This window comes from Pseudomonas sp. PS1(2021), assembly GCF_020405165.1.
Classification (GTDB): Bacteria; Pseudomonadota; Gammaproteobacteria; order Pseudomonadales; family Pseudomonadaceae; genus Pseudomonas; species Pseudomonas aeruginosa.
Genome location: NZ_CP084484.1, coordinates 1,205,493 through 1,228,239 on the forward strand (window position 1 = coordinate 1,205,493; position 22,747 = coordinate 1,228,239).

Annotated in this window: 23 protein-coding genes and 2 pseudogenes; 2 read left to right on the forward strand and 23 right to left on the reverse strand. The window is 62.3% G+C overall.

Features of this window, described 5'->3' with window-relative positions; genetic code table 11:
* Window positions 1–28: 28 nt before the first annotated feature.
* The 12 genes and pseudogenes from traD to LE197_RS06035 all read right to left on the reverse strand — a co-directional run bounded on the left by traD (window position 29) and on the right by LE197_RS06035 (window position 10,551).
* A complete protein-coding gene (gene traD, locus LE197_RS05980) occupies window positions 29–2,155 on the reverse strand; it encodes a type IV conjugative transfer system coupling protein TraD (protein WP_226033889.1) in 2,127 nt (708 codons plus the stop codon).
* Between the two features lie 9 nt (window positions 2,156–2,164).
* Window positions 2,165–2,626, reverse strand: coding sequence for an integrating conjugative element protein (locus tag LE197_RS05985; RefSeq protein WP_226033890.1), 462 nt, complete (start codon window positions 2,624–2,626; stop codon window positions 2,165–2,167).
* A complete protein-coding gene (locus tag LE197_RS05990) occupies window positions 2,623–3,177 on the reverse strand; it encodes a transglycosylase SLT domain-containing protein (protein WP_096426365.1) in 555 nt (184 codons plus the stop codon). The genes LE197_RS05985 and LE197_RS05990 overlap by 4 nt, the downstream gene beginning before the upstream one ends.
* Window positions 3,159–3,875 carry a TIGR03759 family integrating conjugative element protein gene (locus LE197_RS05995; protein ID WP_096426364.1) on the reverse strand — a complete coding sequence of 239 codons (717 nt, stop codon included), beginning with the start codon at window positions 3,873–3,875 and terminating at the stop codon, window positions 3,159–3,161. Before LE197_RS05995 ends, LE197_RS05990 begins: the two co-directional genes overlap by 19 nt.
* A 10-nt stretch (window positions 3,876–3,885) precedes the next feature.
* Window positions 3,886–4,554: a hypothetical protein gene (locus tag LE197_RS06000; protein ID WP_226033891.1), complete on the reverse strand. Its 669-nt coding sequence runs from the start codon at window positions 4,552–4,554 to the stop codon at window positions 3,886–3,888.
* Window positions 4,551–5,069, reverse strand: coding sequence for a PilL N-terminal domain-containing protein (locus LE197_RS06005; protein ID WP_172901745.1), 519 nt, complete (start codon window positions 5,067–5,069; stop codon window positions 4,551–4,553). The genes LE197_RS06000 and LE197_RS06005 overlap by 4 nt, the downstream gene beginning before the upstream one ends.
* 130 nt (window positions 5,070–5,199) lie before the next feature.
* Window positions 5,200–5,904, reverse strand: a complete 705-nt coding sequence (locus tag LE197_RS06010) for a hypothetical protein (protein ID WP_226033892.1) — start codon at window positions 5,902–5,904, stop codon at window positions 5,200–5,202.
* Window positions 5,905–5,964: 60 nt separating this feature from the next.
* Window positions 5,965–6,459, reverse strand: a complete 495-nt coding sequence (locus LE197_RS06015; RefSeq protein ID WP_096426361.1) for a JAB domain-containing protein — start codon at window positions 6,457–6,459, stop codon at window positions 5,965–5,967.
* 62 nt (window positions 6,460–6,521) lie between these two features.
* A complete protein-coding gene (locus LE197_RS06020) occupies window positions 6,522–6,779 on the reverse strand; it encodes a hypothetical protein (RefSeq protein WP_096426360.1) in 258 nt (85 codons plus the stop codon).
* 66 nt (window positions 6,780–6,845) lie between these two features.
* The gene (locus LE197_RS06025) at window positions 6,846–7,385 is read right to left on the reverse strand and encodes an STY4534 family ICE replication protein (RefSeq protein ID WP_226033893.1); all 540 of its coding nucleotides are present in this window, start codon (window positions 7,383–7,385) and stop codon (window positions 6,846–6,848) included.
* 744 nt (window positions 7,386–8,129) lie between these two features.
* Window positions 8,130–10,096, reverse strand: a pseudogene (locus LE197_RS06030) (DNA topoisomerase III).
* Between the two features lie 110 nt (window positions 10,097–10,206).
* The gene (locus tag LE197_RS06035) at window positions 10,207–10,551 is read right to left on the reverse strand and encodes a helix-turn-helix domain-containing protein (RefSeq protein WP_024717424.1); all 345 of its coding nucleotides are present in this window, start codon (window positions 10,549–10,551) and stop codon (window positions 10,207–10,209) included.
* Between the two features lie 139 nt (window positions 10,552–10,690).
* Between LE197_RS06035 and LE197_RS06040 the strand changes: the two genes are divergently transcribed.
* Window positions 10,691–10,918, forward strand: coding sequence for a hypothetical protein (locus LE197_RS06040; protein ID WP_226033894.1), 228 nt, complete (start codon window positions 10,691–10,693; stop codon window positions 10,916–10,918).
* A 92-nt stretch (window positions 10,919–11,010) separates the two neighbouring features.
* On the opposite strand, the gene LE197_RS06045 is transcribed toward LE197_RS06040, so the two are convergent.
* From LE197_RS06045 to LE197_RS06095, 11 genes and pseudogenes are all read right to left on the reverse strand, one after another.
* Window positions 11,011–11,439 (reverse strand): single-stranded DNA-binding protein, encoded by a 429-nt coding sequence (locus tag LE197_RS06045; protein WP_226033895.1) that lies wholly within the window; start codon window positions 11,437–11,439, stop codon window positions 11,011–11,013.
* Window positions 11,440–11,444: 5 nt separating this feature from the next.
* The gene (locus LE197_RS06050) at window positions 11,445–11,939 is read right to left on the reverse strand and encodes a DUF3158 family protein (protein ID WP_226033896.1); all 495 of its coding nucleotides are present in this window, start codon (window positions 11,937–11,939) and stop codon (window positions 11,445–11,447) included.
* Window positions 11,936–12,706 (reverse strand): PFL_4669 family integrating conjugative element protein, encoded by a 771-nt coding sequence (locus LE197_RS06055; RefSeq protein WP_226033897.1) that lies wholly within the window; start codon window positions 12,704–12,706, stop codon window positions 11,936–11,938. The genes LE197_RS06050 and LE197_RS06055 overlap by 4 nt, the downstream gene beginning before the upstream one ends.
* 150 nt (window positions 12,707–12,856) lie before the next feature.
* On the reverse strand, window positions 12,857–14,074 hold the full coding sequence (locus LE197_RS06060; protein ID WP_226033898.1) for an STY4528 family pathogenicity island replication protein: 1,218 nt from the start codon (window positions 14,072–14,074) through the stop codon (window positions 12,857–12,859).
* Window positions 14,068–14,619, reverse strand: coding sequence for a DUF2857 domain-containing protein (locus LE197_RS06065; RefSeq protein ID WP_226033899.1), 552 nt, complete (start codon window positions 14,617–14,619; stop codon window positions 14,068–14,070). Before LE197_RS06065 ends, LE197_RS06060 begins: the two co-directional genes overlap by 7 nt.
* 15 nt (window positions 14,620–14,634) lie before the next feature.
* The gene (locus LE197_RS06070) at window positions 14,635–16,173 is read right to left on the reverse strand and encodes a ParB family protein (RefSeq protein WP_226033900.1); all 1,539 of its coding nucleotides are present in this window, start codon (window positions 16,171–16,173) and stop codon (window positions 14,635–14,637) included.
* A 15-nt stretch (window positions 16,174–16,188) separates the two neighbouring features.
* Window positions 16,189–17,067 (reverse strand): ParA family protein, encoded by an 879-nt coding sequence (locus tag LE197_RS06075; RefSeq protein WP_226033901.1) that lies wholly within the window; start codon window positions 17,065–17,067, stop codon window positions 16,189–16,191.
* Window positions 17,068–17,071: 4 nt separating this feature from the next.
* Window positions 17,072–17,287: an AlpA family transcriptional regulator gene (locus LE197_RS06080; protein ID WP_226033902.1), complete on the reverse strand. Its 216-nt coding sequence runs from the start codon at window positions 17,285–17,287 to the stop codon at window positions 17,072–17,074.
* Window positions 17,288–17,400: 113 nt separating this feature from the next.
* Entirely contained in the window at window positions 17,401–18,138 is a 738-nt protein-coding gene (locus tag LE197_RS06085; RefSeq protein WP_226033903.1) for a hypothetical protein, read from the reverse strand.
* Between the two features lie 184 nt (window positions 18,139–18,322).
* Window positions 18,323–19,864 (reverse strand): annotated as a pseudogene (locus tag LE197_RS06090) (IS3 family transposase).
* 333 nt (window positions 19,865–20,197) lie between these two features.
* Window positions 20,198–20,785, reverse strand: a complete 588-nt coding sequence (locus tag LE197_RS06095; RefSeq protein WP_096426971.1) for a MarR family winged helix-turn-helix transcriptional regulator — start codon at window positions 20,783–20,785, stop codon at window positions 20,198–20,200.
* 561 nt (window positions 20,786–21,346) lie between these two features.
* Here LE197_RS06095 and LE197_RS06100 point away from each other — a divergent pair.
* Complete coding sequence (locus LE197_RS06100) at window positions 21,347–22,702, forward strand: MFS transporter (RefSeq protein WP_096426351.1); 1,356 nt, start codon at window positions 21,347–21,349, stop codon at window positions 22,700–22,702.
* The last annotated feature ends 45 nt before the right edge of the window (window positions 22,703–22,747 follow it).

Below are 22,747 nucleotides of genomic sequence, written 5' to 3' on the forward strand. Positions count from 1 at the left end.
TTCCAGGTATTCTTGGGCTGTCAGGGGATCACGTGGCGGGTTTACGCCCGGGTGGTGGCATCTCTGGATCGAAGTCGACCGTCGGGGCACCGCCGGCACTGCTCCACCAACTTCCCGCATTGGCGTTGTAGGACTCGCGCATACGTGCGGCCAGGGTCTGCAGATCCGCCGGCATCGCATCGTCGCTGGCAGGTTTAGGCAGCGGCATCCGTACCTTCCACAGTTGCCCGCCTTCCTGGAACGAGAACATCTGCCCCTTGGGCAGGGCGATGATGTGCGCGGGCTCGATCAACGGCACGGCGGTGCTGGTCACGCGGTCCTGTGAGGACGATGTGAAGTCGGTACGGGCATCGGGATCCGCCGTGTCCGTCGCGCCGGAGACCAAGGTGCGCGTCTGCACATTTACCTTGGGCAGCTGATTGGTCAGCAGTTCGGCAGTCGCGGTTTCCCGTACGCGCAGCATCTGCAGCGTGTTGAAATTGCCGATGACCTGACCGGCCTTGGCCCGGCTGCCGATGCGCGCCTCGATGTCGCTTAAGGTCTGGGTGTAGGCAGTGACCTGGATACCGGCACCGCCGCCTTTGTTGATCAGCGGAATGAATTCATCGCCCATCAGCTCGTTGAACTCGTCGGCGTGCAGGTTGATGGGCACCTTCTCGGTCGTAGTGGAGGAGTCGGGCAAACCGTGGTCGATGCCATGTTTGTAGATGTGCCCGGCCACGGAGACCAGGTCGGCAAACATCGAGTTGCCGACTGCTGCGGCGACCTCGGCATCGGACAGCGCATCCAGGCCGACGTAGACGATGCCGCGTTTACGGATGACTTGTAGCCAGTCGAAGATAGGCCTTGGGTCGTCCAGATCTGAATAATTGGGTGCCAGCAACTGGGCCGTTTTGCCACTGGTGAGCTTCTCGAGCAGCGGCAGCAGCGAGGCGACGATCTTGTCGAAGTAGGTGCGGTCGTAGCGCACCGCCGAGCGCAGGCCATCCATTACTGGGTCGAATAGGCGCTTGGCGGTCAGGTACTGCTCGATGGCGACCACACGTTTCTCGCGGCCGATCATGTGCCGCGGTATGTTTTTCTCGTTGAGCCGAGCCTCGAGATCAACAATGGTCTCCCAGGCCTGCGGGTCATGCCGGGCGAAGAAGTGCTGGGCGTACTCGATGAACAGTGCATCGATGTTTACTACGTGGCGCTGGATCTGCAGGTAGTCGGGGCGCCGGCCCAGCTCGATCAGAGCTCGGGCGATGATGTTGACGAAGCGCCAGGCGAACTCGCGAAACGCCGCCGAGTTGCCTTCACCGCTCAGCTGGCCAGCGATACGGGTGGCGACTTCCGAGATGCGACCGAAGCGGCCGATGGCGTTGTAGCGTGCGGAAATCTCCGGCCAGCCCAGGTGAAAGACGTAGAACTCGTGTTCACGGCCGGCCCGTCGCGCTTCCACGTACATGCGCTTGAGCAGGTCGGCATCGCCTTTGGGGTCAAAGACAATCACCACTTCCTGGCTTGGTCGGTGAATGTCCTGGGTGATGTAGACCTCGGCCAGGCGCGTCTTGCCGACCCGCGTGGTGCCCAGCACCAGGGTGTGGCCCACGCGTTCGCCCAGTGGCAAGGAGGCTTCCTGCTCGTTGGGCTCGACGCCATGCAGCAGCGGTGAGCCGCCCACGGGCGGCAGCGGTCGTACCGGGTTGAGCGGGCTGTCCCAGGCGGTCACTCGGGGCAGGAGAGAGAGCCCAGGTGGGGCTTTTTCCAGCAAGTGCTCCAGGCGCCGGGCCCACTGGTAGGCCGCTGACTGGTTGACGTAGCGGGCGAGCGCGGGGTCTTGCGCTTCGAGCAAACGCTGGGTGTGCAGGCGGCTCCAGTGAAAGCCACGCCCCATGAACAGGCGCTTACTGCTGACCGGGATCTGTCGGCTGGTCAGCGAATAGCGGGGTAGGCGGCGGATATTACGCCGATAACGCAGGACAATGCGGGCCTCATTGAGGCGCTTGAGGCCGAAGGCGGTATAGGCCAGGGCCATACCGGCGCCAATCTCCGGTGACAACGCCACCGCCCAAGGCGAATGCAGGCACAGCGCGCCGGCACCGGCACAGATCCCCACGGTGTACAGTTCCACCGCTGGGCGCAGCAGGGATTCCATTGCATGATCACCCATGGCGGTGCCTCACTGTTCCAGGCCGGTTGGTGTGATCAGTACCGGGTAGTGCTCCAGCTCAAGTCGTTCGGCAATGTCGTCTCCACTGACCGGCCAGATGGCCAAACCAGGCGCTATCGCCTGGATGCGCTGCAGCGCCGCTGCATCAGCGACTTCAACGGCCAAGCCGTTGGCGCCCAACCGCTTCAGTGCTGGCGCGTGCTGCGCCAGCCACGCCAATGAGGCGTTGTCCCCACCAACCAGGAACAGCGGGACCATGCCTGGCAGATCCAGTTTTCTGCGCGGGACATCGCCCGGCGTGAGGCGCTTGCTGTGCACCGGCAGCACCCAATTCAGTATGCGTGGATCGGGTCGTTCTACCGGCGCGGCCGATTCAGTGGCCATGGCAGAGGGCGTCGGCAAAAGCAATGCGCTGGCAGCTAACGACCACACGAACCAACTGATCAACAGGCCTCCGCGAACTTCAATCATGAGCGTGGCCCTCCACGGTTGGGCATGGCGGCTTCAAGGCGCTGCCAGTGCTGGCTGAACTGCGTGCGGTAGCGCGCCGCTGGGGCCCCACCCGCAGGCCGGTGGTAGCGGCCGGCGGCGATGACCCAGTCACCGACGTCGGCGTAGTGCTCGTGTAACAGGTCGGCGGTGACGGCGAGGTTGCTATGCGGGTCGAGGGCATCGCAGGCGGTGGGGTAGCGCTCCGGGTGATAACCCAGGTTGGTTTGCCCCAGGCCGACATCGATGCGCTTGGGATCATGCCGGGTGAGCGCCACAGTGAGTGCGGTGCAGGCCTGGTCACGGGTGGCGAAGCGCTGCGGCGTGCCGGCCACATTCAAGGTCCATGGCCAGGGCATGAGCTGCCCACGCAGCAACGTACCGCTCTCCTGCTGGGCAATGGCGAACAACACCGAGGCCGGGATGCCGGCCTGGGCGGCGGCCAACTGGTAGGCTGGCGGGGGCAGGCCGCCCGCTTGGACCGCCGCCCCCCCAAGCAGGGCCAGGGCGAAGCTCAGTCGACGCGTTGCCATTTCCCTTCCACCTGTTGAAAGCGTGCGGGCAGGGGGCGGCTTGCGCCGAGGGTGAACCAGCGGCCACGGTCGTGATTGAGGGTGACCTGGCCGCTGCCAAGCTGGGCAGGGGTAATGCCCACCTTGCGTGCCCATTGCCGAATGCGCGCATCATCGCCCTGGCTGCCCACCAGGTAGAGGTCCAGGTGGGCGCCGCTGCTCAGCCATTGGCGGATGCGGGCCTCGCAAGTCGTGCACGGGGCCTCCACAAACACCGCATAGCGCGGGTTGCTCGACGGGGTTACGGCATCGCTCATCCCCTGTACCGGCAGCAACCCCGGAAACAGCCGCCCCCAAGCAGCGGAGTAGGCTTTTTGATACGCCAGTTCGCGTTCGGCGCGCTTGGCTTCGAGGCGTACCTGCAGCTCGGCATAGCGCTGACGCTCCTGGTCCGAATCGGCTTCCACGCCCAGGGTGGTCAGCGGGTCGAGTTGGGGTGACCAGTAATAGCGGGGCCCGCTCTGCAGACGCTCGAACTTGGCCCATTCGTCATCGGTCAGCCCCCAGGCCTTGGCTTGTGCTGCGGACCGCGCTTGCTGCAGCGCGGCCTGCTCGCTGGACCGCTGCTGCGTTTCGACCGTGGCTGGGGCACTCCATCCCGATCCCGATACCAGGCAGATGGGAAATAGGAGCAGCGAGAGAGTGATGAACCGGGCCATATGCACCTCGTCACGGCAGCGGAAGCGAGTGCTCGCCTTGGCCAGGCACAAGAAACACGGCCTGGTTCCGCCGGATCGCCTTGAGCTGCCAGTCGTTCAGGCTGTCGCCGGGCTGCAGCAGGTGGACGGTCGGCAGGGCGTGCGCGCCTGCCGGTAGCGCCGAGACAAACCGGACGTCGCCCCGGGTCTCGATACCCAGCAGCGTGAACGGTGGCTTCGGGGCTTGGATTTTGGCGGCCTGTTTGGCGGAGGCTGCAGGCTGGGGTTGTGTGGATGGCACAGCCGGGCGAGCGACGAGGGCGTGGACAGCGGTTTCGGCATTGCCCATTCGCTGCTCCAGCGCGGCCAGGTCGGCGTTGGTCGGTCCCACAGGCACTGCTTCAATGGACTTGAGTGAAGCGCTCACCTCATTCAGCTGTTTGCTCAGCGTCGTGAAGGTTGCATCCTGTTGGCGCTGATGCTCGTCCAACGTTTTCACTTGCCGCGGGAGTGCCGCGAGGGCGACGCTAAGTGCATCGAGGTCCCGTCGCAGCGCCGGTACTGGATCGGCTGGTGCATTATCAGCGGCGACCATGAGCGCGGTCAGTTGTTGTTGGTGGTTGTAGGTCACGGCGGCTAGCACGGCGGCGCCGAGGCACAGGGCCCCGAGCACCAGGGCTTGAAAGTGATGGACCTTCATGGCGCGATCTCCAGGGGCGGGCGAGGTGGGGCGGGCACCGGTGCGCGAAGGGCGTAGCACACGCTGCGTTCAACAGGGTCGATCACGAGCCGCCAGGCCGGGCCGCCCAGGATGGTCAAGGCGTCCAGCAGCGCCATCGGCCCGAGTTGGTGCTGCACGGCCGGCAGGGGACGGCTGAACAAGGTGGTGGTCTCGGCGCGGTTGGCGCAGAGTGAGTAGCCCGAGCGCTGCAACACGTGGTGCAGGGCATCACCCACCGTCGCGTGCAGCGCCGGTGAAATCTGCACGGTGATGAGCTGGAACAATGGCTGGCGTTGCTCCAGCGTCGGTCGCGTGCTGAGCAGGGTGTAGCGGTCTTGGCGGACCCACGCCGGTGACTCTGCCAACGGCTTGGACGGGGTGGCCGGAGCTGGTACGGCTTTGGCTGGCGCCGTCGGTGGGGTGATGGCAGGCGACGTGTTGCAGCCCGCCAGCGCGAGTATCAGGACCAGGTAAGGAAGTGCGGGCGTGGGCATGAGCAGGTCTCGACAGTAGGTGCCGACACCTTGGCAACGCCCGCGAGGTGTACCCACTGAAAAACCGAAGTTGACCGGCCGGTTTATCGGGCCCAACACATAAAAAAGGCGCCCTGCAGGGCGCCTCGGGTCAATCGTCAGTAAACACCGACAGTCCTACCAGCGGCGCTGCATCGGGATCAAACACCAGGAAACGCGTGTCGGCCTGGCTGGCCAGCAGCAACAGGGTCATCAACACCGGCGGTACCTGCTCGTCCAGCAGGCGCGTGCAGACCTCCGCCGCTGAGCAACCGAGGCCCTCCATTTGGGCGCTGCGCTGCCAGGGTGTCGAGTACAGCTTGCAGCCGACGGAACGGTTGCTGACCAACCGGAAGCATTTAAAGAAACCGACCGGTCGTTCGCTGCGGGCAAGCTGCTCAAGGTAGGCGTACTCGTCGGCCGGTAGGTGGGCTGAGCTGATCTCCCAGCTGCGGCTGTAGTAGCCGGTGGCAAAGGACAGCTGCTCCGCCGCTTCCAAGCTGGGAAGGTCGCCAACGTGTACCGAGCCACTCAGCCGCTCGGCGGTGACCTGGTACAGCACGGTGGTGACCACGCCGTCCGCGGGCAACTGCATGCGAAGGAAACCCGAGACATCCTGGCCTTCCGTGATGACGGCACAGTCGTCATCGAACACGCACGCCTGGCAGTTGATGTGATCGTCGTCCAGGTCCAACTGGGCGGTGTGCAGAGAACGGTAGCAGGGCGGGCACTGGTCGTCGTAGTGGATCTGGACCACACGTTCGCAGGCGAATGCATGGAAGCCGCGGGCAAACGGGTTGGGGGTTGAGGTGAGCATGGTAGCGCTCCAGGAAAAAGAGGACGCCACCCCATACAGGCAGTGGCGAACGAGAGAAGGTTAGATCCAGCCGTATTCGGCCAGGGAGAGGGGCTGACCTTCACCGACGATGATGTGGTCCAGAACGCGGACCTCGACCAGCGCCAAGACTTCGATCAGGCGGGTGGTCAGCACGCGATCGGCGCCGCTGGGCTCTGGGCAGCCGGAAGGGTGGTTGTGGCTGAGGATGACCGCCGCGGCGTTGTGTGCCAGTGCCTTGACCACTACTTCACGTGGATACACCGAAGCACCATCGATGCTGCCGAAAAACAACACCTCGAAGTCCAGCACGCGGTGGCGTGAGTCGAGGTACAGCAGGGCAAACACCTCGTGGTGATAGGGCGCCAGGCGCAGCTTCAGGTAAGACGCGGCGTCGGCGGGTGTGATCAGCACCTCGCCGCGCTGGAAGTAGCGTTGGTCCAGCAACTGCAGGGCTTCGTTGATCAACGCATCTTCGTGGGCGCGCTGGGTCAGGGCCGGGTCGAGAGGCTCGACCAGGGTCAATGATGTGTTCATGAGCAGAACCTCGTGTGCGGGTGCGCTCCAGGGAGAGGGCCCCGGTGGGTGGGATCAGGCGGTCACAGTCGAGTGAAACGATGACGGGTGCCGTGCAACGGGGAGTGGCAGCCTTCGCAGGGGTGAGTGGAGAAGGGGTCGATGCCGGCGCCTGTGTCCGGATCGAAATCAGCGCTGAGCGGCAGTAGCGCCTGCAGCTCGTTGCGCATCTGCGCGATTCGCTGGTCGACATCGGCCTCGCTGTAGTACAACGACAGCGCGCAGAAGTCGTCGTAGGCAACCGCTTGCAGGCAGTCTTCGCAGAGCCAGAAGCTTTCCATGCCAACCTCCGACGTGAATGAACAACAGGCGCTCTGAGAGCGCCTGCTGCTGGCGGTCAAACTGCCTCAGGCAGACTGACGTACTGCGGTGGATTCACGGGCGGTGGTTGGAGTCGGCTGGCACTGATCGGAGTCACCGTCAGTGTTTGCCTTGTCCCCATCCGCCTCAGCAGGTTCCATCGCGTCAGAGGCAGCGTCGGTGCGGGCGGGCGCACGGTAGCTGAACTGGCCATCAACCTTGATCCACTCGATGAAGATCAGTCGGCCTTTGAGGCTGGCGCCGGGTTGCCCCTTGCGTTCGCCTTTTTCGTACAGGAAGGGATCCACCCAGAGGTCGCCGATGCGAAACGCAATAAGGACCTTGCGTTCAGCGCGGACGTCTTCGAGGTGTTCACGGATCAGCCGTTCGGCTTCGCCGCCAGCGACCTTGCAGTCGAAGCGGGTGTACTCGACGTCGTCCGAGGCGCCGTGCAAGGCCGCGATGTCGCAGGCCATGAACGCTTGGCCACGGCGAACCGGGACTTCACGGATCCGGTTCAGGTAACCGATGCCTTGGGTGTGCAGGTTGAAGTAGGTGGTGGGGGCGTTATTGCTTGCAGTGGTCATGGTGGAACTCCTGTTCAGCAGAAACGCGGACATCCACCGGCCCTGGCGGCTGGTGAGTTCCGCAAGGGTGAGGGTGCAAACACATGATCGATAGAGAGGGCGCTCATCACCGAGAGGTCGGTGACCGTGCGAGCTGCCGAGCGCGAGTCGCACTTGGGGAGAACCACCCGAAACGGGCACAGCCTTGAAGGTTCTGGCTGCCTGGGTGCTGTCAACGACAGCGGTGTGCAGCTCATCTATAAAACGCAGCCAACCCTCCGTCAACCAGGGATTTGGGACGGTCTGGACGGGCGGAATTCGGTGGCTTTCGGTGGATTTTCAGCGGCGAAAAAATAGCCCGACGGTCATCAGGCTAGGAGGAGGTGGACCACCTTTGATCCGGCGATGTGACACCGGAGTTCGTCGCTAACTCTCCGCTGTCGATCCACCTGGATCAACCGACCCTTGTCGTGGCCTGGGTCGGAATCAACTGGCACGCATCCGCGCACAAAAGGTGCCCAGTGTTTCGCCGGCGGGCACCGGAGCTGAGCATCGTCGCCGAAGCGGATGACCCTTGAGGCCTGGCACAAGCCGCATGGGTCATCCACCTGGGAGACTTGGAACGCTGAGAAGTTATCCGCAGAGGCGGTGAAGGGTGGCTCCGAACTCTACGAGTCTGACCGAGCTGCCCGGAGCGAATCGGTCTGGGGTCGCCAAGCGGCGAGGGGCTGGATCACTACACCAGCGCGACAGTCTGCCGTCAAGTCATGTCCTCTTCGAGCGCTTGGCTTTGGCTACCGGCTTGGTGCCCTTGCAGTCCGGGTAGCGAATGCACGACCAGAAGCTGCCGGTGCGGCCTTTGCGCTGGCGCATGCCGCTGCGGCACACCGGACAGAACGGCCCTTTGGTGGGGGGCGACTGTAGGGTGAGCGAGGCATTGCTGCGCACCAAACGGGTCAGCCACTGCGCCTGCTTGGCAAGAAAGGTCTCGACGCTCAACTGGCCCGACTCGATGCGCTCCAGCGCCTGCTCCCACAGTGCCGTCAGTACCGGGTCGGCCACTTCCGCTGGCACCGCTTCGATCAGGGTGTGCGCCGCAGCCGAGGCGGCCAGGCTGCGTTTCTTCTTGGTCAGGTAACCGTGGTCGATCAGACCCTGGATGATGGCCGCGCGGGTGGCTTCGGTACCGAGGCCGCAGCTGTCCTTGAGTGTCTGCTTGAGCCGCGGATCGGCCACCTGGTTGGCGATGGTTTTCATCGCCTTGACCAGCGTGCCCTCGGTGTAGGCCTTGGGGGGCTGCGTGCGCTGGGCAATGGCGGCGGCGTCAGTCAGCGCCACCGAAGCGGATTCTCGAAGCGTGGGCAGGCGCTGAGTGTGCTCGCCGGGCTCATTGCCGTGGGTTTCGGTGACCACTGCTTTCCAACCGCGCACCAGAATCTGCTTGCCGCGAGCGAGCAACTGATCGGTCTGACTGTGCAGCCGCACCTGGGTCTTCAAGTATTCATGCTCAGGCAAAAACTGCGCGAGGTAGCGGGCGCGGATCAGCGCGTAAACCGCCTGCTCGCGCTCGGACAGCTGAGCGAGGTCGAGCGTGATGGCGGTCGGAATGATGCCGTGGTGCGCGGTGATCTTGCTGCTGTTCCAGGCGCGGGAGCGGCGACAGGGATCCAGCTCTTTGATGACCTGGCCGAGCGCAGGGCTGGCAGCCACCAGGGCATGCAGTATGCGTGGCACTTCATCCAGCATGCTCTCGGGCAGGTAGCCGCAATCGCTGCGCGGGTAGGTCGTGGCCTTGTGGGTTTCGTACAGCGCCTGGGCGATCCCCAGCGTTTCTTGGGCACCGAGCCCGAGTTTGGCCGAGCAGACTTCCTGCAGCGTGCCGAGATCGAACAGCAATGGCGGCCCCTCGCGGACGTGCTCCACCTCAATGATCTGAATGCGGGCCGTTCCGTGTTGGCTCAGGCGCAGTGCAGCTTGCCTGGTGGCCGCTTCATCGGTGCACCGCCCATCCTCATCACAGACCGTAGCCGGAGGTTGCCAGCGAGCTGTGAAACGCATGCCTTCTGCCTCCAACTGGGCGTCCACAATCCAGAAGGGTTGCGGCATAAAGCTGGCGATGGCCCGGTCGCGTTCGACCACCAGGCGCAACGTCGGGGTCTGGACGCGGCCGACCGGCAGCACACCATCAAAGCCGGCACGACGGCCGAGCAGGGTGAACAATCGACTCAGGTTGATGCCCACCAGCCAGTCGGCGCGGGAGCGGGCCAGCGCACAGTGATACAGTGGCAGGGTCTGTTCGCCCGGACGCAAGGCGGCCAGGGCCCGGCGGATCGAGGCCTCATCCAGGGCGGACAGCCACAGGCGCAGGATCGGCCCCTGGTACTGACAGCGCTCGAGGATCTCCCGGGCGATCATCTCGCCCTCGCGGTCAGCATCGGTGGCGATGACCACCTCGCGGCACGTACGCAGCAGTTGGTCGATCACCTTCAGTTGGCCGGCGACCTTGGGCTTGACCACCAACTGCCAGTGATCGGGGATGATCGGCAGGTCGTCCAGCGCCCAGCGTTTGTAATCGCCGTAGGTTTCAGGGGCGCGGTTTCCAGCAGATGGCCGATGCACCAGGTGACGGTGACGTTCTGGCCCAGCAGGCAGCCATCGCCGCGCCGGCTGGCCTGCAGTACCCGGGCGATGTCGCGGGCTTGGGACGGTTTTTCGCAGATGAACAGGCGCATACGTGGGCCCTCTCGGTGGGTACCGACAGGGTGGGGGGGTGGCGGTGGAACGCTAGGGTAAAGCCGAAATCGGCGGGATCAATTCGACGCGTTCGCGCAGGGGCAGCACCTTACTTGCGTTGCGCGAGATGAGTGGCCAGCGTTTGTAGAAACTCCAGGGCGAACTGTTTATCGGCATCGCCCAGCTCCTTGATGATCGCGGTGATCTGCTGGCCCTGGTCCTGGGGGCGAGGACTGATGGCCAGCAGCAGCTCATCGACGGGGCAGCCATACAGGTCAGCCAGCTGCAGCAGCTTGGTTACGGACAGCTCAACCAGGCCACGCTCCAGACGCGAGACCGCCTCGCCGGTAATGCGCAGGTGTTCGCCGACCTGCTCCTGGGTCAAACCACGGTCGCGACGGTACTTCGCCAACTGGCGGCCAATGTGATGTGGGCTAGGCTCTTTGACGGGCAACGGGGCGCTCTCCAATTCGACCCATATGGTTGACTACCCACCCAAGGATATGAACGGCTCAAAGAGTTGACTGGCAACCCTATGAGGCGTATCACGAAAAATAACTGCAGGACCCGCCCGTCCACACGGAGGCATCAACTTGCACGGATCCCGCCAGAGTGAGGCAGACAAGTTAGCGATCAAGGCCTACGAGCTGTTCATGGCCACGCATCTGGAAACGGAGAATGGGGAGGCGCGCGCGCAGTTGATTGCCTGGGTTCAGGAGAGTCCGGCACACTGGCGGGCATTCCTTGCCCTGGATCAGTGCCTGACGGAGGTGAAGCAGTTGCTGGAGAGTGAACGGCGGGGTAAACCCCGACCCAATTGAACGCGCTAGAGGGGCCAGTACTGCTCGCCGGCTGAGCGGCGCAGCCCCTGCACTATCGCGCAGTGCGCAGTGATTCCACTGAATTCCACGGCTCACCCGCTCTTGCGCGGGGCTTTCTTGCCACCGCCTTTACGCGTGGCGCTGGGAGTGTCCTGCGCTTTCTCACGCATCGAGACCGAGGCCAGGCGATGCGGCAGGATACCAATGCGCCGGGCCTCGACCTTGAAGGTCACCCGCGCGTTGTCCTCGCTGTCTTCCCACTCCTCCTTGACCGTGCGGCCTTCGACCAGGACGCGCATGCCTTTCTGGTACAGCGTGCTCCAGTGCTCGGCATCGCGGTGCCAGAGCTCGACGGGTGCCCAGTAGCCGCCGCGATCTTCGTAGCCACCCTCGCGCGGTACCGGGTTGTCGAAATAGACGTTCAGCCGCAGCAGGCGCCGCGGTTCATCAGGATTGGAATTGAACTCCTGAAACTCCGGCACACTGCCGATGTTGCCTTCACCTACAAACAACGTACTCATGCGGATTACTCCTCGGTGGGGGAACGGGTCAGGGCGAGTTCGGCAGCCTCGAGCTTGCCGGCACCGGCGACAGCCTGGCGATACAGCGACTGCAGGCTGCTCATCTGCAGGTTCAGCACCACCCGGTTGGTCTCCAGCTGATACAACGCCTGCCGCAGTTCAGGGTGCAGATGCGGATGAACCACCGCCTCCTGCCACACCTGCACGCCCATGCGCTGAAAGTCCGGGCTGCGCCAGCGCAGGAAGTCGGTGCCGGTCGTGCTGTGCTGGATAACCAGTCGCAGCTCCAGCAACGAGAAGGGGGGCTGCGCCATGATTGCGAGCATGACCGCCATCAACTCGGCGACCTGGGTTCGCAGGCGCAGGATCGTCTCGGCGAACTGCTGCAGCTCCCCCTTACCCTTAAAAGGCTTTAAAAGGCCTTTTAGAGAGGCACCTTGTGCGAACTCACGATAGGCATCTGCTGACAAGCGTCGGGCAATGGCATCGGCCAAGGTCATGACTCACCCCCTTCGGCCGGCTCTTCCGGCAAAGGTTGAGCCTTGGCCTCCAGCACTGGATGATCCGGTTGATCCAGCGCATCGGGATTCGACGTGGTCTGACCTCGCGTGATGGGCGGGGCAAATTGGGAGCGGTGGCTGCCGTCGAGAACCTTACGTGGTGGCGTACCGAACTTGTCGATCGCTTCACGGGCGCGGGCGTTGTTGGCGGCCATGTCATCCCGACTGACCCCTGCCAGCCGGTAGCGCTGGGCCAGACCGAACAGGCTGCGCAACTCGTGGGCGCCGCGATCGATCCAGTTTTCCATGTCGGGGCGGCCGATTAAGGCTGTGTGGTGGGCGAGCAGAACGCGGCGCACCAGGGCGTCGTAGTCGGTCAGCAGGTAGACGGCGAGAAAGCCCAGCTGGCTGCCGATGAACAGTGGCAGGGTGACGGGATGGATGTTGAGGTTTTCGCCGATGTCGACCTGGGTGGGCAGGGCGCGCTCCACCCGACTGATTTGTTTGGTCAGCGCACGCACTTCGGCCTTGGCCTGCAGCAGCTTGTCCTCCAGTTGCAGCATGAACCAGTCGGCGAACGGGTCATCCTGGCTGCTGGCGTGCTTGAGCAGGTTGGTGACGCCGATGTAACCGGGCATGCCCAAGATCGCGTGTACGCCTTCGCGGCCCATGCGGCCTTGCCACAGCCGCGCCGCATGATGGGTATGCAAGGTGAGGGTGATGCTGCTGCGCAGGGAGCCCAGGTTGAGCTGATAGTGATCGGTCATCGCCAGTACCTCGCCGTCGGAATGACGCCGACGATGGGCCGATCCGAGCGGTCCGACGCGAATCAACGCGAAGGTGGTCCGCTCGTAATTTCAAGTGGTGGATCTCGGTGGATTCAATGGCATGGGCATCAAATCCACCAAGATCCACCCCTACGTAGGCGCAAGCGAACCGCGGCAGCGTTGTTTCAGTTCCTCCAGGCAGGAGAGGGCGAGGGGCGAGGCGGTGCGCTGACCACCGCGCTTCGGTCGTTCGCTGGGTGGCTCTGCTGGCATAGGCCTCGCTGGATTTGAAGCCGGTCTTGAGGCCTTGGCCTCCTCGGTACGCGCGGCCCACAGGGTGAACTCACCTTGGCAGGCGCGTTTGATCAAGCCCATCAGGTAGGCGACCGGTTTTCGGATCTCGCCGCGGGCGCAGCGCACCGCCGCTTCATTGATGACCGCTTGTTGCTGTTCCGGCTCGAGCTGGCGCATTGCCTGCGAAGCCATGCGCCGCTCGGTCGGGTTCAGCGGTAAATCTTCAGGCCAGCGTGCTCGGCCAAACTCGACCTGCGCCAGTACCGTACTTTTTTTGCTTTGATCTTTCTGTACTGTACGGCCGGCGTCGGCATTCCGAACCACAGCCGAGACTGGTGCCTTGCCGCAGGGTTCGGAATCGGTGGCCGAGACGTGAGCATTCCGAACGGGGTGGCGTAGGTCAGGTTCGGAATGGTGCGCCTGCGCGCCGTCTTTCATCAGTGGCAGCGTGTGTTGCTGTGCCGGCGGCAGTGCGCCCAGTCGGTCCTTGTCGCCCTGGTCGACCTGCGGGTCGGCTTGAATTTCGGCAAGCACATGCTGCGTCACATCACGCACGCCCTTGGTGGCATGGCTGAGGTTCTGTTGCAGTAGTCCCGCGTAGCCGCTGTCCAGCTCCAGCTGCTCGGCTGCCGTCAACGGATCGCCGTGCAGCACGTAGACGCAGCCGCGAAGGCAGCCTTGGGCATCGCGCGGACGGTCGACCAGGCTGAGCCAGCGGGTGGTACGCAAGACGTTCAATGCGCGGGCGATGGTTTCGCGCGACGCTTGGGTACCGCAGGGGCTGGTCGCCAGGTAGGGTTGCAGGTCCTGGTAGCGTGGCGTTTTGACCTGGCGCTCGGTGATCAGCCAGCGCAGCACCTGCCAGGTGTTGCGCTCCAGCGGGGTCAGCCGACGATCGAGTAACAAGGCCTGTGGCAAGGGATTGTTGTCGCCGTAGTAGATCGTGCGCAGCGCTGGTTCCGCGACAGCGGCCGCTTCCTGAGCCTGCGCGGCCTGCCACTCATTCCGGCGTCGAAGGGCGTCGTAGCACTGGCGCACCACATCCTGCCAGTCCACCTCGTAGAAACTCAGCATGGTGCACCTCCGTACAGTTCGACCTGTTGCCAGACCAGGGTCAGGCTAATCTGCTGTTCCTCGGCCAGCATCATCATGGTGTCCAGCGGATCGTTATCCGGATCTTCCTTTCGCAGTTGGCTCCAACGGTTCCACACGGCATGCTCCTGGGCTTCACTGAGCTGGACCGGGCGGCCGCGGTGGGTCTCGATCTTGAGCACCCGGCGGCGCAATGCCGTTTCCGAATGGTCCAGGCCGAAGCAGCGGTACATGATGGTCGAACTCGCGCCGAGCTTGAGCGCCCGATTGATCAGGCGCTCGTTCTGCTCGTCGCGCTCGGCCTGGACGATCAAGCGGCGCAGCACGGTGATATCGACCTTGACTTCAACCCAGGCGATCGATGAGTGCGCCAAATGGGACAGGGTGGTCGGCGGCAGCGATTGCAGGACCTCAATGTCCTCGTCAGCCAGGCCCAGCGCTTTGCAGCGCTGCAGGCGGCCATGGCGCAGCTCATGCAGGACCTGGTTCAGCATCGCATGGTTCAACAGATTGAAAGTCGTACTCATGAGGCGGCTCCTCACTTAACGCGTGGACGACAGTGTCAGGTCGATCAACTGACGGGCGTGGCGGATTAGGCTGAACAGCTGCTCCAGCTGGGTATCGGGTAGTCGTTCAAGGCCCACGGTCAGGGCAGGGCGTTCGGGGAAGGGCAGGTCGTAGGCGCCAATCAGCAGTTGGCCAAACAGCGCGGCCGGCAACTGCTGGCGTTGCTGCCAGGTCACGTCGTCCTGCAGGCGCAGCAGGGCCGAGAGCACTAGCTGAATGCCGGTGTGTCGCGCGCTCAGTTGCTGGCCATGTTCGATGGCCAGGGTAAAACCCAAGCCCTCTGCGTGCGGCTTGACCATGGCACTGGCATCGGCATACGTCGCCAGGCCAGTCGCCAGGGCGGCACAGCGCTCACGCAAGGCGTTGATGTCATCCTGTACCGGTGCGGGAGGTGAGGCCGAACCCAGGGAGGATTCACCGACCTCAGGGGCGTTTGGCAGCCTCGCAGCAAGCGGTTCGTCATCACTCAGCGCCTCACGGATGTTGGGGAGGCGGGGAGCCTCGGCTGCCGCGGTGTTGTCCGCGCTGCTCATCGGCTCCGGTGCGGGCGATTGAGGCGCCGATTGTGCTTCATATTCGACAGGCAGCTGGGTGGAGCACTCACCTTGTGGGGCTTGCGGCAGTGGCTGAGGCGTTTCCGCAGGCGGCGTTGAGCGACGCGGTTCCTGATGCATCTCCAGCGCAAGGAGGCGGGGTGTCTGCTTCAACTGCACCGCCATCCTGGCGATCAGTTCGTCCTGCAGCTCACCCCAGTTCAGCTCGGGCTTATCACTGTCGAATGCCGACAGCACCTCGAACCAGAGCAGTGCGAAGTGTTGAACGTCCCCCAAAAACTGATTCCAGATCGACTCCGCCCGGCGCCGCAGGTTGATGACCCGAACGATGGTGGGCTTGCCAAGCCCGGCATACAACACCTGCGGAATAACCGGAAGCAGGTGCTCGAGCGTGTCGAACATGCGGCTGATGTGCGACTGTGAAATCGGGTAGCCGCCCTTGCTCAAGCGTGTGGACAGTTCACGCTGACTGAGCAGGACATCGGGCTCCTGCATCATGTCCTTGAGTTTCGCCACTGCGAGGGCTCGCTCAATGAACGTGAGCTGGCCATGCAGGTCACTTTCGGCCAGGTGTCCGATCAAGGCATGCGACTCCGACTGCCAAGGGCGGAACAGGCAGTGGATGTGAAAGAATCGCTCCTCACGGGTTTCCTGCCACAGTTCGACAAGGATGCTCAAACGCGTGTTGCCGCCGTTGCGGATGATGAAGTGCGGCTCATCCGGACGGCGGGTAATGGCGGGGGGCTGGTCCAGACCGCGTTCGCGGATTGAGGCTTTGATTTCGTCATACAGCGGGTTGCGGACCACCCGTGGGTTGAGCTCGTAAGGGCGCAATTGTTCCAGGCTGACCACCAGCGGTGTGTCCCCGACTGGCACGGGCGTGGTGTCGCGGCCATGTTTCTGCGGAAAGTGCGCCTGCTGCAATTGACGCGTGATGTCTTCGGGAGACGGCGGCTTCATCACTGACCCCTCCCATCAGCCGCGACGACTGAGTCGACGGTCGGCCACTGACGGTTGGTGGTACACAGGCGTGCCCGAGTCGACAAGTCGCTCAGCCCAGTGCGGGAACAACTCGATGGCCAGCGCGCGCATGACCGCCGCGCCGCAAGGGCCGCGGCTGCCGGACGGTGGCGTGGGCTCGACGCGGTGCACGGGCAGGCCGAGCGAGGCGGCATTGGGGTAGGCCACGCGGTCCGGAATGACCGTGGTGCAGACGCTGACATGCGGGTCGCCCTGGAAGGAAGCCTGCAGGCTGTGCATGATCAAGCGCGTGTCACGGCGATTGGCTTTGACCTGGTTGAGCAACAGCTTTACCGACGGCAAAGCAACGCCCAGGTAGCGGTAGGGCTCCAACTCTTCAAACAGTCCCAGCGTGCCACGCCGCAGCTCACGTGCGGCGAGCATTTCTGGGGGAACTGGGCACAGGGCACAGTCGGACGCGAGGATCACCATCTCCACGACGACACTGCGCGCGCCTTGGGTATCGATGATCAGCACATCGTAGAGATCCTCGAACGCTGGCAGAAGATTATGAAGGCGCAGACGACCATCGGCGGCGTGCAGCAGTAGGGTGCTGATGTGCCCGGCGCGGTCGTTGGACACGATCAGGTCCAGGTGCGGGATGTCGGTGGCGGAAATCACCTGTTTGGGTGCCGTGAGCCGTTGCGCGATGAGTTCGTAGCTGCCAGCCTCACGGGATTCGCGCAAGGCGTAGTAGCTGGACAGTGTCGGTTGGCTGTCCAGATCCAGCAGCAGGACACGCAGGCCCGCATCGGCGAGCACACCGCCCAGGTTGGCGGCGACGGTGGTTTTGCCCGCGCCGCCCTTGGTCGAGATCAGCGAGAGGACGTCCATGACGCTACTCCCTGACCGACAGTCGATCCTGGACCCACTGCTCGATTTCCAGCGAGTCCCAGCCGACGGCACGGGTACCGATGCGCCGGCATTGTGGGAACAAGCCCGCTTTCATCAGGTTGTAGATGTGCGAACGCTTGAAGCCGGTTTTTTGCTCCACCTCATCGCGGCGCATGATGTGGCGGTCGGCAGGCAGTGGGGCAGGGCTGATCGGTTGCATGATGTCACTCCGTAGCACCATGTGGTGCGCAGTGGGATGTGACAATCAGTGAAGGTCGATGCAGGCGAAAAAACATTGTCAGGCAATGCCGAGCATTGCCTGACAATGTGATTTCAGCCCCGTCCTACCTGGGCTAGATGACGGCGCGCGTCGGCAAATCGCCGATCAATGGTGCTTTTACTCAAGCTCGGCAACCCCGGGAAACGGCGCAGAATCTCTTCGACCAGATCGCTCTGGGACTTGTAGATTGACTGCAGGCGGCCGTCCTTCGATTTGCCTACCGTCACTGCCAGCATGGTGCCCACGAGCAAGTTGTGGGTGCTTTCGGAGGCTTCGGAGGGAATGCCCTGGGCCTCAAGTCGCGCGGTCAGCTCGTTTTTGCACACGGTAAGCGTTGCCACCTCTTCAGCCACTGCTGCAAGCTCGTCGTGTAGCTTGGCAATCGTGCGTTGCGCAGCATCCAGCTCGGCCTCCTGTACCAGATGAGCATTAAGGCTGACGCAGTTCCAATGGTCGAGATTCTGGGGGAACAGGAACGCAGGCTTCTCATCGGGGTAGTTGCGTGCGAACCAGACCAGCAAATCGGCACGCCGAATAGTCCAGTACTCTCGATGTACCTGGTTGTCCAAGCTGATCGGGTGGCCCAGGCAGGTCGCTGGAAGTTCACCGCTGACAATGGCGTCGTAGATACACTCCGCGTAAATGTGAAGAAACGGCCACTGCGGAAAGTGCTTGAGCAGGCTACCGGGGTGAGAGAGGTCAACCTTCAGGATTTCGCCCTCGTGGTCGGCAAGGTCACACCAGAGAATGGCGGCATCAATGGGATGGTAAGAGCTTCTGATCGAGATCATGGCACACAGCCTCCTGCTGCGTTCGTCCTGGAATCGCTGGCGGGGGCTGCTTTGTTCGGCCCCTGTCTGGCGAGCCTGATATCTAAGGATCTTTTTAGGATCCAATGTTGACGACAGTGCGGATTTCGCTTAGTTCGGAGTCCTGCGGTCCGGCGATTTTCAAGGTAGTTGTCGCGTGAGCGTGTCACGCTGCCTTTGATGTTTGCTGCAGTACCGCTTCCCGCTCCGGGTTCAGGCACACGATTGGTGCCAGCACCCAGTTCCTGATGTTGCCGCTCCAGCGCTCCGGGTGCCGTGCACGCGCCGCCTCGTACAGCTCGATACGCTTGCGCAGCAACTCTTCCGCCTGGCCAGTATGTCGCTGCGCCGGGGTCACGAACTTCAGGGCGCTGTGGCGATGTTCATGGTTGTACCAGGCCACGAAGCTGTTCACCCAGTTCCTGGCCTGCTCCAGCGTGTCGAAGGGCCGCTCCGGCCACAGCGGGCAGTACTTCGCCGTGCGGAACAAGGCCTCGGCATAGGCGTTGTCATTGCTCACCCGCGGGCGGCTGAACGAGGGCATCACACCCAGGTTCTGCATGGCCGCCAGCATGGTCGAGCCCTTCATCGCGCTGCCGTTGTCCGAGTGCAGTACCAGCGGCTGGCCTGCCCGCTGTTCACGTAGGCAGGCCTGGCGTAGCAGCTGGGCGGCCTGCTCGGCGCTTTCACTTTCATGCACCTCGTTGGCCACCAGCTTCCGGCTGTAGACGTCCTTGATCATGTACCAGTAGAAGTAACGGCCCTTGACCGTGGTCGGCAGCCAGGTGATGTCCCAGCACCACAGCTGGTTCGGGCCGTCGGCCACATGGGTCGTCAGCGCTCGTTTCACCGGTGGGCGGCTACGACCGCGTGGATGCTGCTGTTCGGCGTCCTTCAGCAACCGGTAAAGGTCGACTCCGAGGCCAGCCAGGTGCCCTGATCGGCCAGCCGCGCCACGATCTGCTGCGGCGGCAGGCTGGCAAACTCGGGCTGGTTGGCGACCTCCAGCACGCGGCGGCGCTCTTGCGGGGTCAGCTTGTTGGCCGGCTCAGCTCGCTGTGCCGAAGGACGCCGATCCTCCGGGCAGTGCTGCCAGCGCTGCAGGCTGCGCAGCGACAGGCCCAGTTCGGCGCAGGCCTGCGCCCGCCGCGCTCCGCCGCCACGGCGTCCTCGATCAACTGCAGCGTTTCACGGCGATCCGGGGCGCTGATCATTCGTCCTCGTCCTTCCCCAGAGCGCCTCGGCTTTTTCGCAACACCAGCAGAGCCGCGGTTTCTGCCAGCGCCGCATCCTTGCGCCGCAGTTCACGCTCCAGCTGCTTGATGCGCTTCTTCGCGGCCTTTTCCTCTTCGCGTTCGCGCCGGGTCTTGATCGGCTGAGCCAGGCTGTTGGCCTGCTCGCAGGCTTCGCGCCAGGCGTTGATCTGCTCGACATACAGGCCTTTGCGCCGGCAGTACTCCGCCAGCTCAGCCGCATTGAGGCTGGCGCTTTCCAGCACCACCCGAAACTTGTCCTGGCTCGACCACTGGTCGGCCTGCTGTCCATCTCCCGGCACCACTGCTCCCGCTGCTCTGGCCTGTTTGCGCCAAGCATACAGGGTGGCATCAGTAATGCCTGTCGCTTCCACCAGCTCCGGCACCGTCCGGTTCAAGGGCGGCATCATCTGCCGCACCACCCACTCCCGATGCTCTATCGAATAACGCGCCACACGGCTCTCACTTCCGCCCACCGACCAAGACTCATCGAATCAACTCACACGACAACTATCCTGACGCGGCGGGGGTCATGTGCGACAAATTCTGACGCGGCACAGCAAGTTTAAGCCACCAGACATTCGTTTCAACTGACCGCGCTGCTTAGGCTGTGGCGGTGCTTAGTGTTCTTTGATGGCTTCGATCGCGAACTCTTTAAGGTGACGCTGACGACTCATGCCCCCCTATTTGGGCCTTCTTATGAGACTTAGAGATGACTATAAAACCTGGTGCGATTCAGAGTGCTTGAAAAAGCATGCCTGGCGGGTAGGGGACTTGACGATAGGACGCTAATCCGTACCAATCGATTCGCTGCGTTCGTTTATCATGCGCCCAACCTCGCGCGTTGACGGTACCCGATGGGAAGGATTGATGGAATTCGCTTCCGCGTTCGCGAGGTTCTCGATCACTGTCAACAAAACGTGTCGCGCGATCTCGATATCCTGTTCCTTGAGGCCGCGAACACTCACCTCATTGACTTCTAGCGCAAGCGGAATCAAAACATCCTTCAGACGCCGCCCTTCCTCGGTGAGAAAAACGTGAACATTTTTCTTGTTTTCGGGCATCTGTTGTCGGACGACGTAGCCAAGTTTTTCCATCGCCTTAACGGCAGCGAAAGTCGTAGGCTCCATCAGCCCAGCCTGGGTGCTGAGTTGTTTTTGTGTCAGTCCGTCCGACTCCCAGAGGATTCGCAAGAACGCCCAATGGCCAAAAGACACGTCGTGCTCAGTCAGTCGCATCTGGAGCGCTCTGACCAGAGAACGTGTTGCATCCTTGACCAGGTGAGCCAGTCGGTCATTGGGCACCACATCGTGCCAATGCCTGAGAATTTCCTGGGTTTCGCGTTGCTCGTGGCCTGAAGGCTTGCGTGCAGTCATATTGAAGTCCGATACCATCACTTACATAGCGGTCCAAGCATAACGTGCCGCCTCCCCAAATTGCACGAAATTAACCTGATCCCCGCCATCTTCGCAGGCGAGGGTTGATTAATCCTCCTGATCTTCGCACCAAGGATGACTCGTCGCGGCGCCTCGGTCGAACACCCCAAGCCACTCGACAAAAAGAGAACGTACTTCCGAGACGGGACAGGCGGGGACACTAGATCATGGCTCTGGGGTCTTCTACCCGAGTGGGCGGCTGATTGCCGTGCCTTTGCCCAGCGGTAAAAGCGGGGAAGGGTGGCGAGTGTGATCCAGTCGGAAAATCAAAATGGCCATGACCCACACACAAAAGTGGACAGGCTGGGATGTCGACGCAGAGAGCGAGGTAGAGCGATTGCTTCTGGCATCGCCTGCATCCCGCTTCATAAAGCTTCCCATAAGGTTGCAATTTTTCTATTGCGGAGGGAAAAAGTTCTCCCTATTATCTTAGGTGTCTAAGAAAAAGCGCGCCAAGCCTCTGGTTTCGGTCGTGCAACCCAAAAGCCTAAGGTGCCCATAATGACAAGAACGCTAACCACCGATGCCGTGCCTCCTTCGATCCTGCAAAGCAGTGAGTTCATCGAAAAAACCTATAGAAAAGTCACGCTACGATTGATGACCTTTATTTTTGTGGCGTGGGTACTCAATTACCTGGATCGTGTGAACATAAGTTTTGCGCAGGTCTACTTGAAGCATGATCTCGCCATGAGCGATGCTGCTTACGGTCTCGGTGTAAGCTTGTTCTTCATCGGCTACATCGCTTTGGAAATTCCCAGCACCCTTTATCTGCAAAAGATTGGCGCCCGTTTGACCATCACGCGGATCATGGTGTTGTGGGGCTTGATTTCAGCGTCCATGGCGTTCATGACGACGCCCACTCATTTCTACATTGCCCGCGCTCTATTGGGCGCTGCTGAAGCTGGCTTCTGGCCAGGGATTATTCTTTATCTGACCTATTGGTATCCAGGCGCCAGACGAGCTCGTATCACCTCGCGCTTTCTGCTTGCAATTGCTGCGGCTGGAATCATTGGTGGTCCTTTGTCTGGCTGGATTCTTACGCATTTCATTAATGTCATGGGCATGAAAAGCTGGCAATGGATGTTCATCCTCGAAGGGCTTCCAGCTGCTGCAATGGGGGTGATGGCCTACTTCTATCTGGTCGACAAACCCGAGCAGGCGAAGTGGCTTGATGACGATGAAAAAGCGCTCATCCTCGATGCACTGTCCGCTGACCGCGCAGGCAAAAAGCCAGTTACCGATAAGCGCCATGCTGTGCTGGCCGCTCTCAAAGATCCGCGCGTGTATGTCCTGGCTGCTGGTTGGGCGACAGTGCCGCTGTGTGGCACGATCCTGAATTACTGGACGCCTACGATCATTCGGCAGGCCGGCATCCAGGATGTATTGGAGGTCGGATTGCTATCTACCCTTCCTTATATCGTAGGGGCGATCGGGATGATTCTTATTGCCCGCAGCTCTGATGTTTCGCTTGAGCGTCGCAAGCACTTCTTCTTTAGTGTCGTCTTCGGTGCCGTGGGAGCCTTTTTACTGCCCCATGTCCTCGATTCAGCCACTATCTCCATCACGTGTTTGGCAATGATCTCAGTGTCTTACTTCGGCGCTGCGGCGATCATCTGGTCGATTCCTCCGGCTTATCTGAACGATGAGTCCGCCGCAGGGGGTATCTCGGCGATAAGTTCCCTTGGCCAGATCGGAGCGTTCTGTGCGCCTATCGGACTGGGCTGGATTAACACCGTCACTGGGAGTCTTGCGGCTGGGCTGATGACTATTGGTGTACTGGTTCTGGCGGGCGGTCTGGCGGTGCTGATCGCGGTGCCCGCTAACACCTTGAGCGAAAAGCCACTTACCGACAAGTAAGGGCGAGCAGCCTTGAACGGCCGAATTACGCCCCCAAAAAGATAG

What these genes read in the sequence shown, in the direction of transcription:
- LE197_RS06100 (WP_096426351.1), top strand. Translation starts at nt 21,347, where the DNA reads ATGACAAGAACGCTAACCACCGATGCCGTGCCTCCTTCGATCCTGCAA.
- LE197_RS06080 (WP_226033902.1), bottom strand. Translation starts at nt 17,287, where the DNA reads ATGCAACCGATCAGCCCTGCCCCACTGCCTGCCGACCGCCACATCATG.
- LE197_RS06010 (WP_226033892.1), bottom strand. Translation starts at nt 5,904, where the DNA reads ATGCTCACCTCAACCCCCAACCCGTTTGCCCGCGGCTTCCATGCATTC.
- LE197_RS06045 (WP_226033895.1), bottom strand. Translation starts at nt 11,439, where the DNA reads ATGAGTACGTTGTTTGTAGGTGAAGGCAACATCGGCAGTGTGCCGGAG.
- LE197_RS05985 (WP_226033890.1), bottom strand. Translation starts at nt 2,626, where the DNA reads ATGATTGAAGTTCGCGGAGGCCTGTTGATCAGTTGGTTCGTGTGGTCG.
- LE197_RS06070 (WP_226033900.1), bottom strand. Translation starts at nt 16,173, where the DNA reads ATGAAGCCGCCGTCTCCCGAAGACATCACGCGTCAATTGCAGCAGGCG.
- LE197_RS05990 (WP_096426365.1), bottom strand. Translation starts at nt 3,177, where the DNA reads ATGGCAACGCGTCGACTGAGCTTCGCCCTGGCCCTGCTTGGGGGGGCG.
- LE197_RS06005 (WP_172901745.1), bottom strand. Translation starts at nt 5,069, where the DNA reads ATGCCCACGCCCGCACTTCCTTACCTGGTCCTGATACTCGCGCTGGCG.
- LE197_RS06065 (WP_226033899.1), bottom strand. Translation starts at nt 14,619, where the DNA reads ATGAGTACGACTTTCAATCTGTTGAACCATGCGATGCTGAACCAGGTC.
- LE197_RS06000 (WP_226033891.1), bottom strand. Translation starts at nt 4,554, where the DNA reads ATGAAGGTCCATCACTTTCAAGCCCTGGTGCTCGGGGCCCTGTGCCTC.
- LE197_RS06050 (WP_226033896.1), bottom strand. Translation starts at nt 11,939, where the DNA reads ATGACCTTGGCCGATGCCATTGCCCGACGCTTGTCAGCAGATGCCTAT.
- LE197_RS06015 (WP_096426361.1), bottom strand. Translation starts at nt 6,459, where the DNA reads ATGAACACATCATTGACCCTGGTCGAGCCTCTCGACCCGGCCCTGACC.
- LE197_RS06025 (WP_226033893.1), bottom strand. Translation starts at nt 7,385, where the DNA reads ATGACCACTGCAAGCAATAACGCCCCCACCACCTACTTCAACCTGCAC.
- LE197_RS06075 (WP_226033901.1), bottom strand. Translation starts at nt 17,067, where the DNA reads ATGGACGTCCTCTCGCTGATCTCGACCAAGGGCGGCGCGGGCAAAACC.
- LE197_RS06095 (WP_096426971.1), bottom strand. Translation starts at nt 20,785, where the DNA reads ATGACTGCACGCAAGCCTTCAGGCCACGAGCAACGCGAAACCCAGGAA.
- traD (WP_226033889.1), bottom strand. Translation starts at nt 2,155, where the DNA reads ATGGGTGATCATGCAATGGAATCCCTGCTGCGCCCAGCGGTGGAACTG.
- LE197_RS05995 (WP_096426364.1), bottom strand. Translation starts at nt 3,875, where the DNA reads ATGGCCCGGTTCATCACTCTCTCGCTGCTCCTATTTCCCATCTGCCTG.
- LE197_RS06085 (WP_226033903.1), bottom strand. Translation starts at nt 18,138, where the DNA reads ATGATCTCGATCAGAAGCTCTTACCATCCCATTGATGCCGCCATTCTC.
- LE197_RS06020 (WP_096426360.1), bottom strand. Translation starts at nt 6,779, where the DNA reads ATGGAAAGCTTCTGGCTCTGCGAAGACTGCCTGCAAGCGGTTGCCTAC.
- LE197_RS06055 (WP_226033897.1), bottom strand. Translation starts at nt 12,706, where the DNA reads ATGACCGATCACTATCAGCTCAACCTGGGCTCCCTGCGCAGCAGCATC.
- LE197_RS06060 (WP_226033898.1), bottom strand. Translation starts at nt 14,074, where the DNA reads ATGCTGAGTTTCTACGAGGTGGACTGGCAGGATGTGGTGCGCCAGTGC.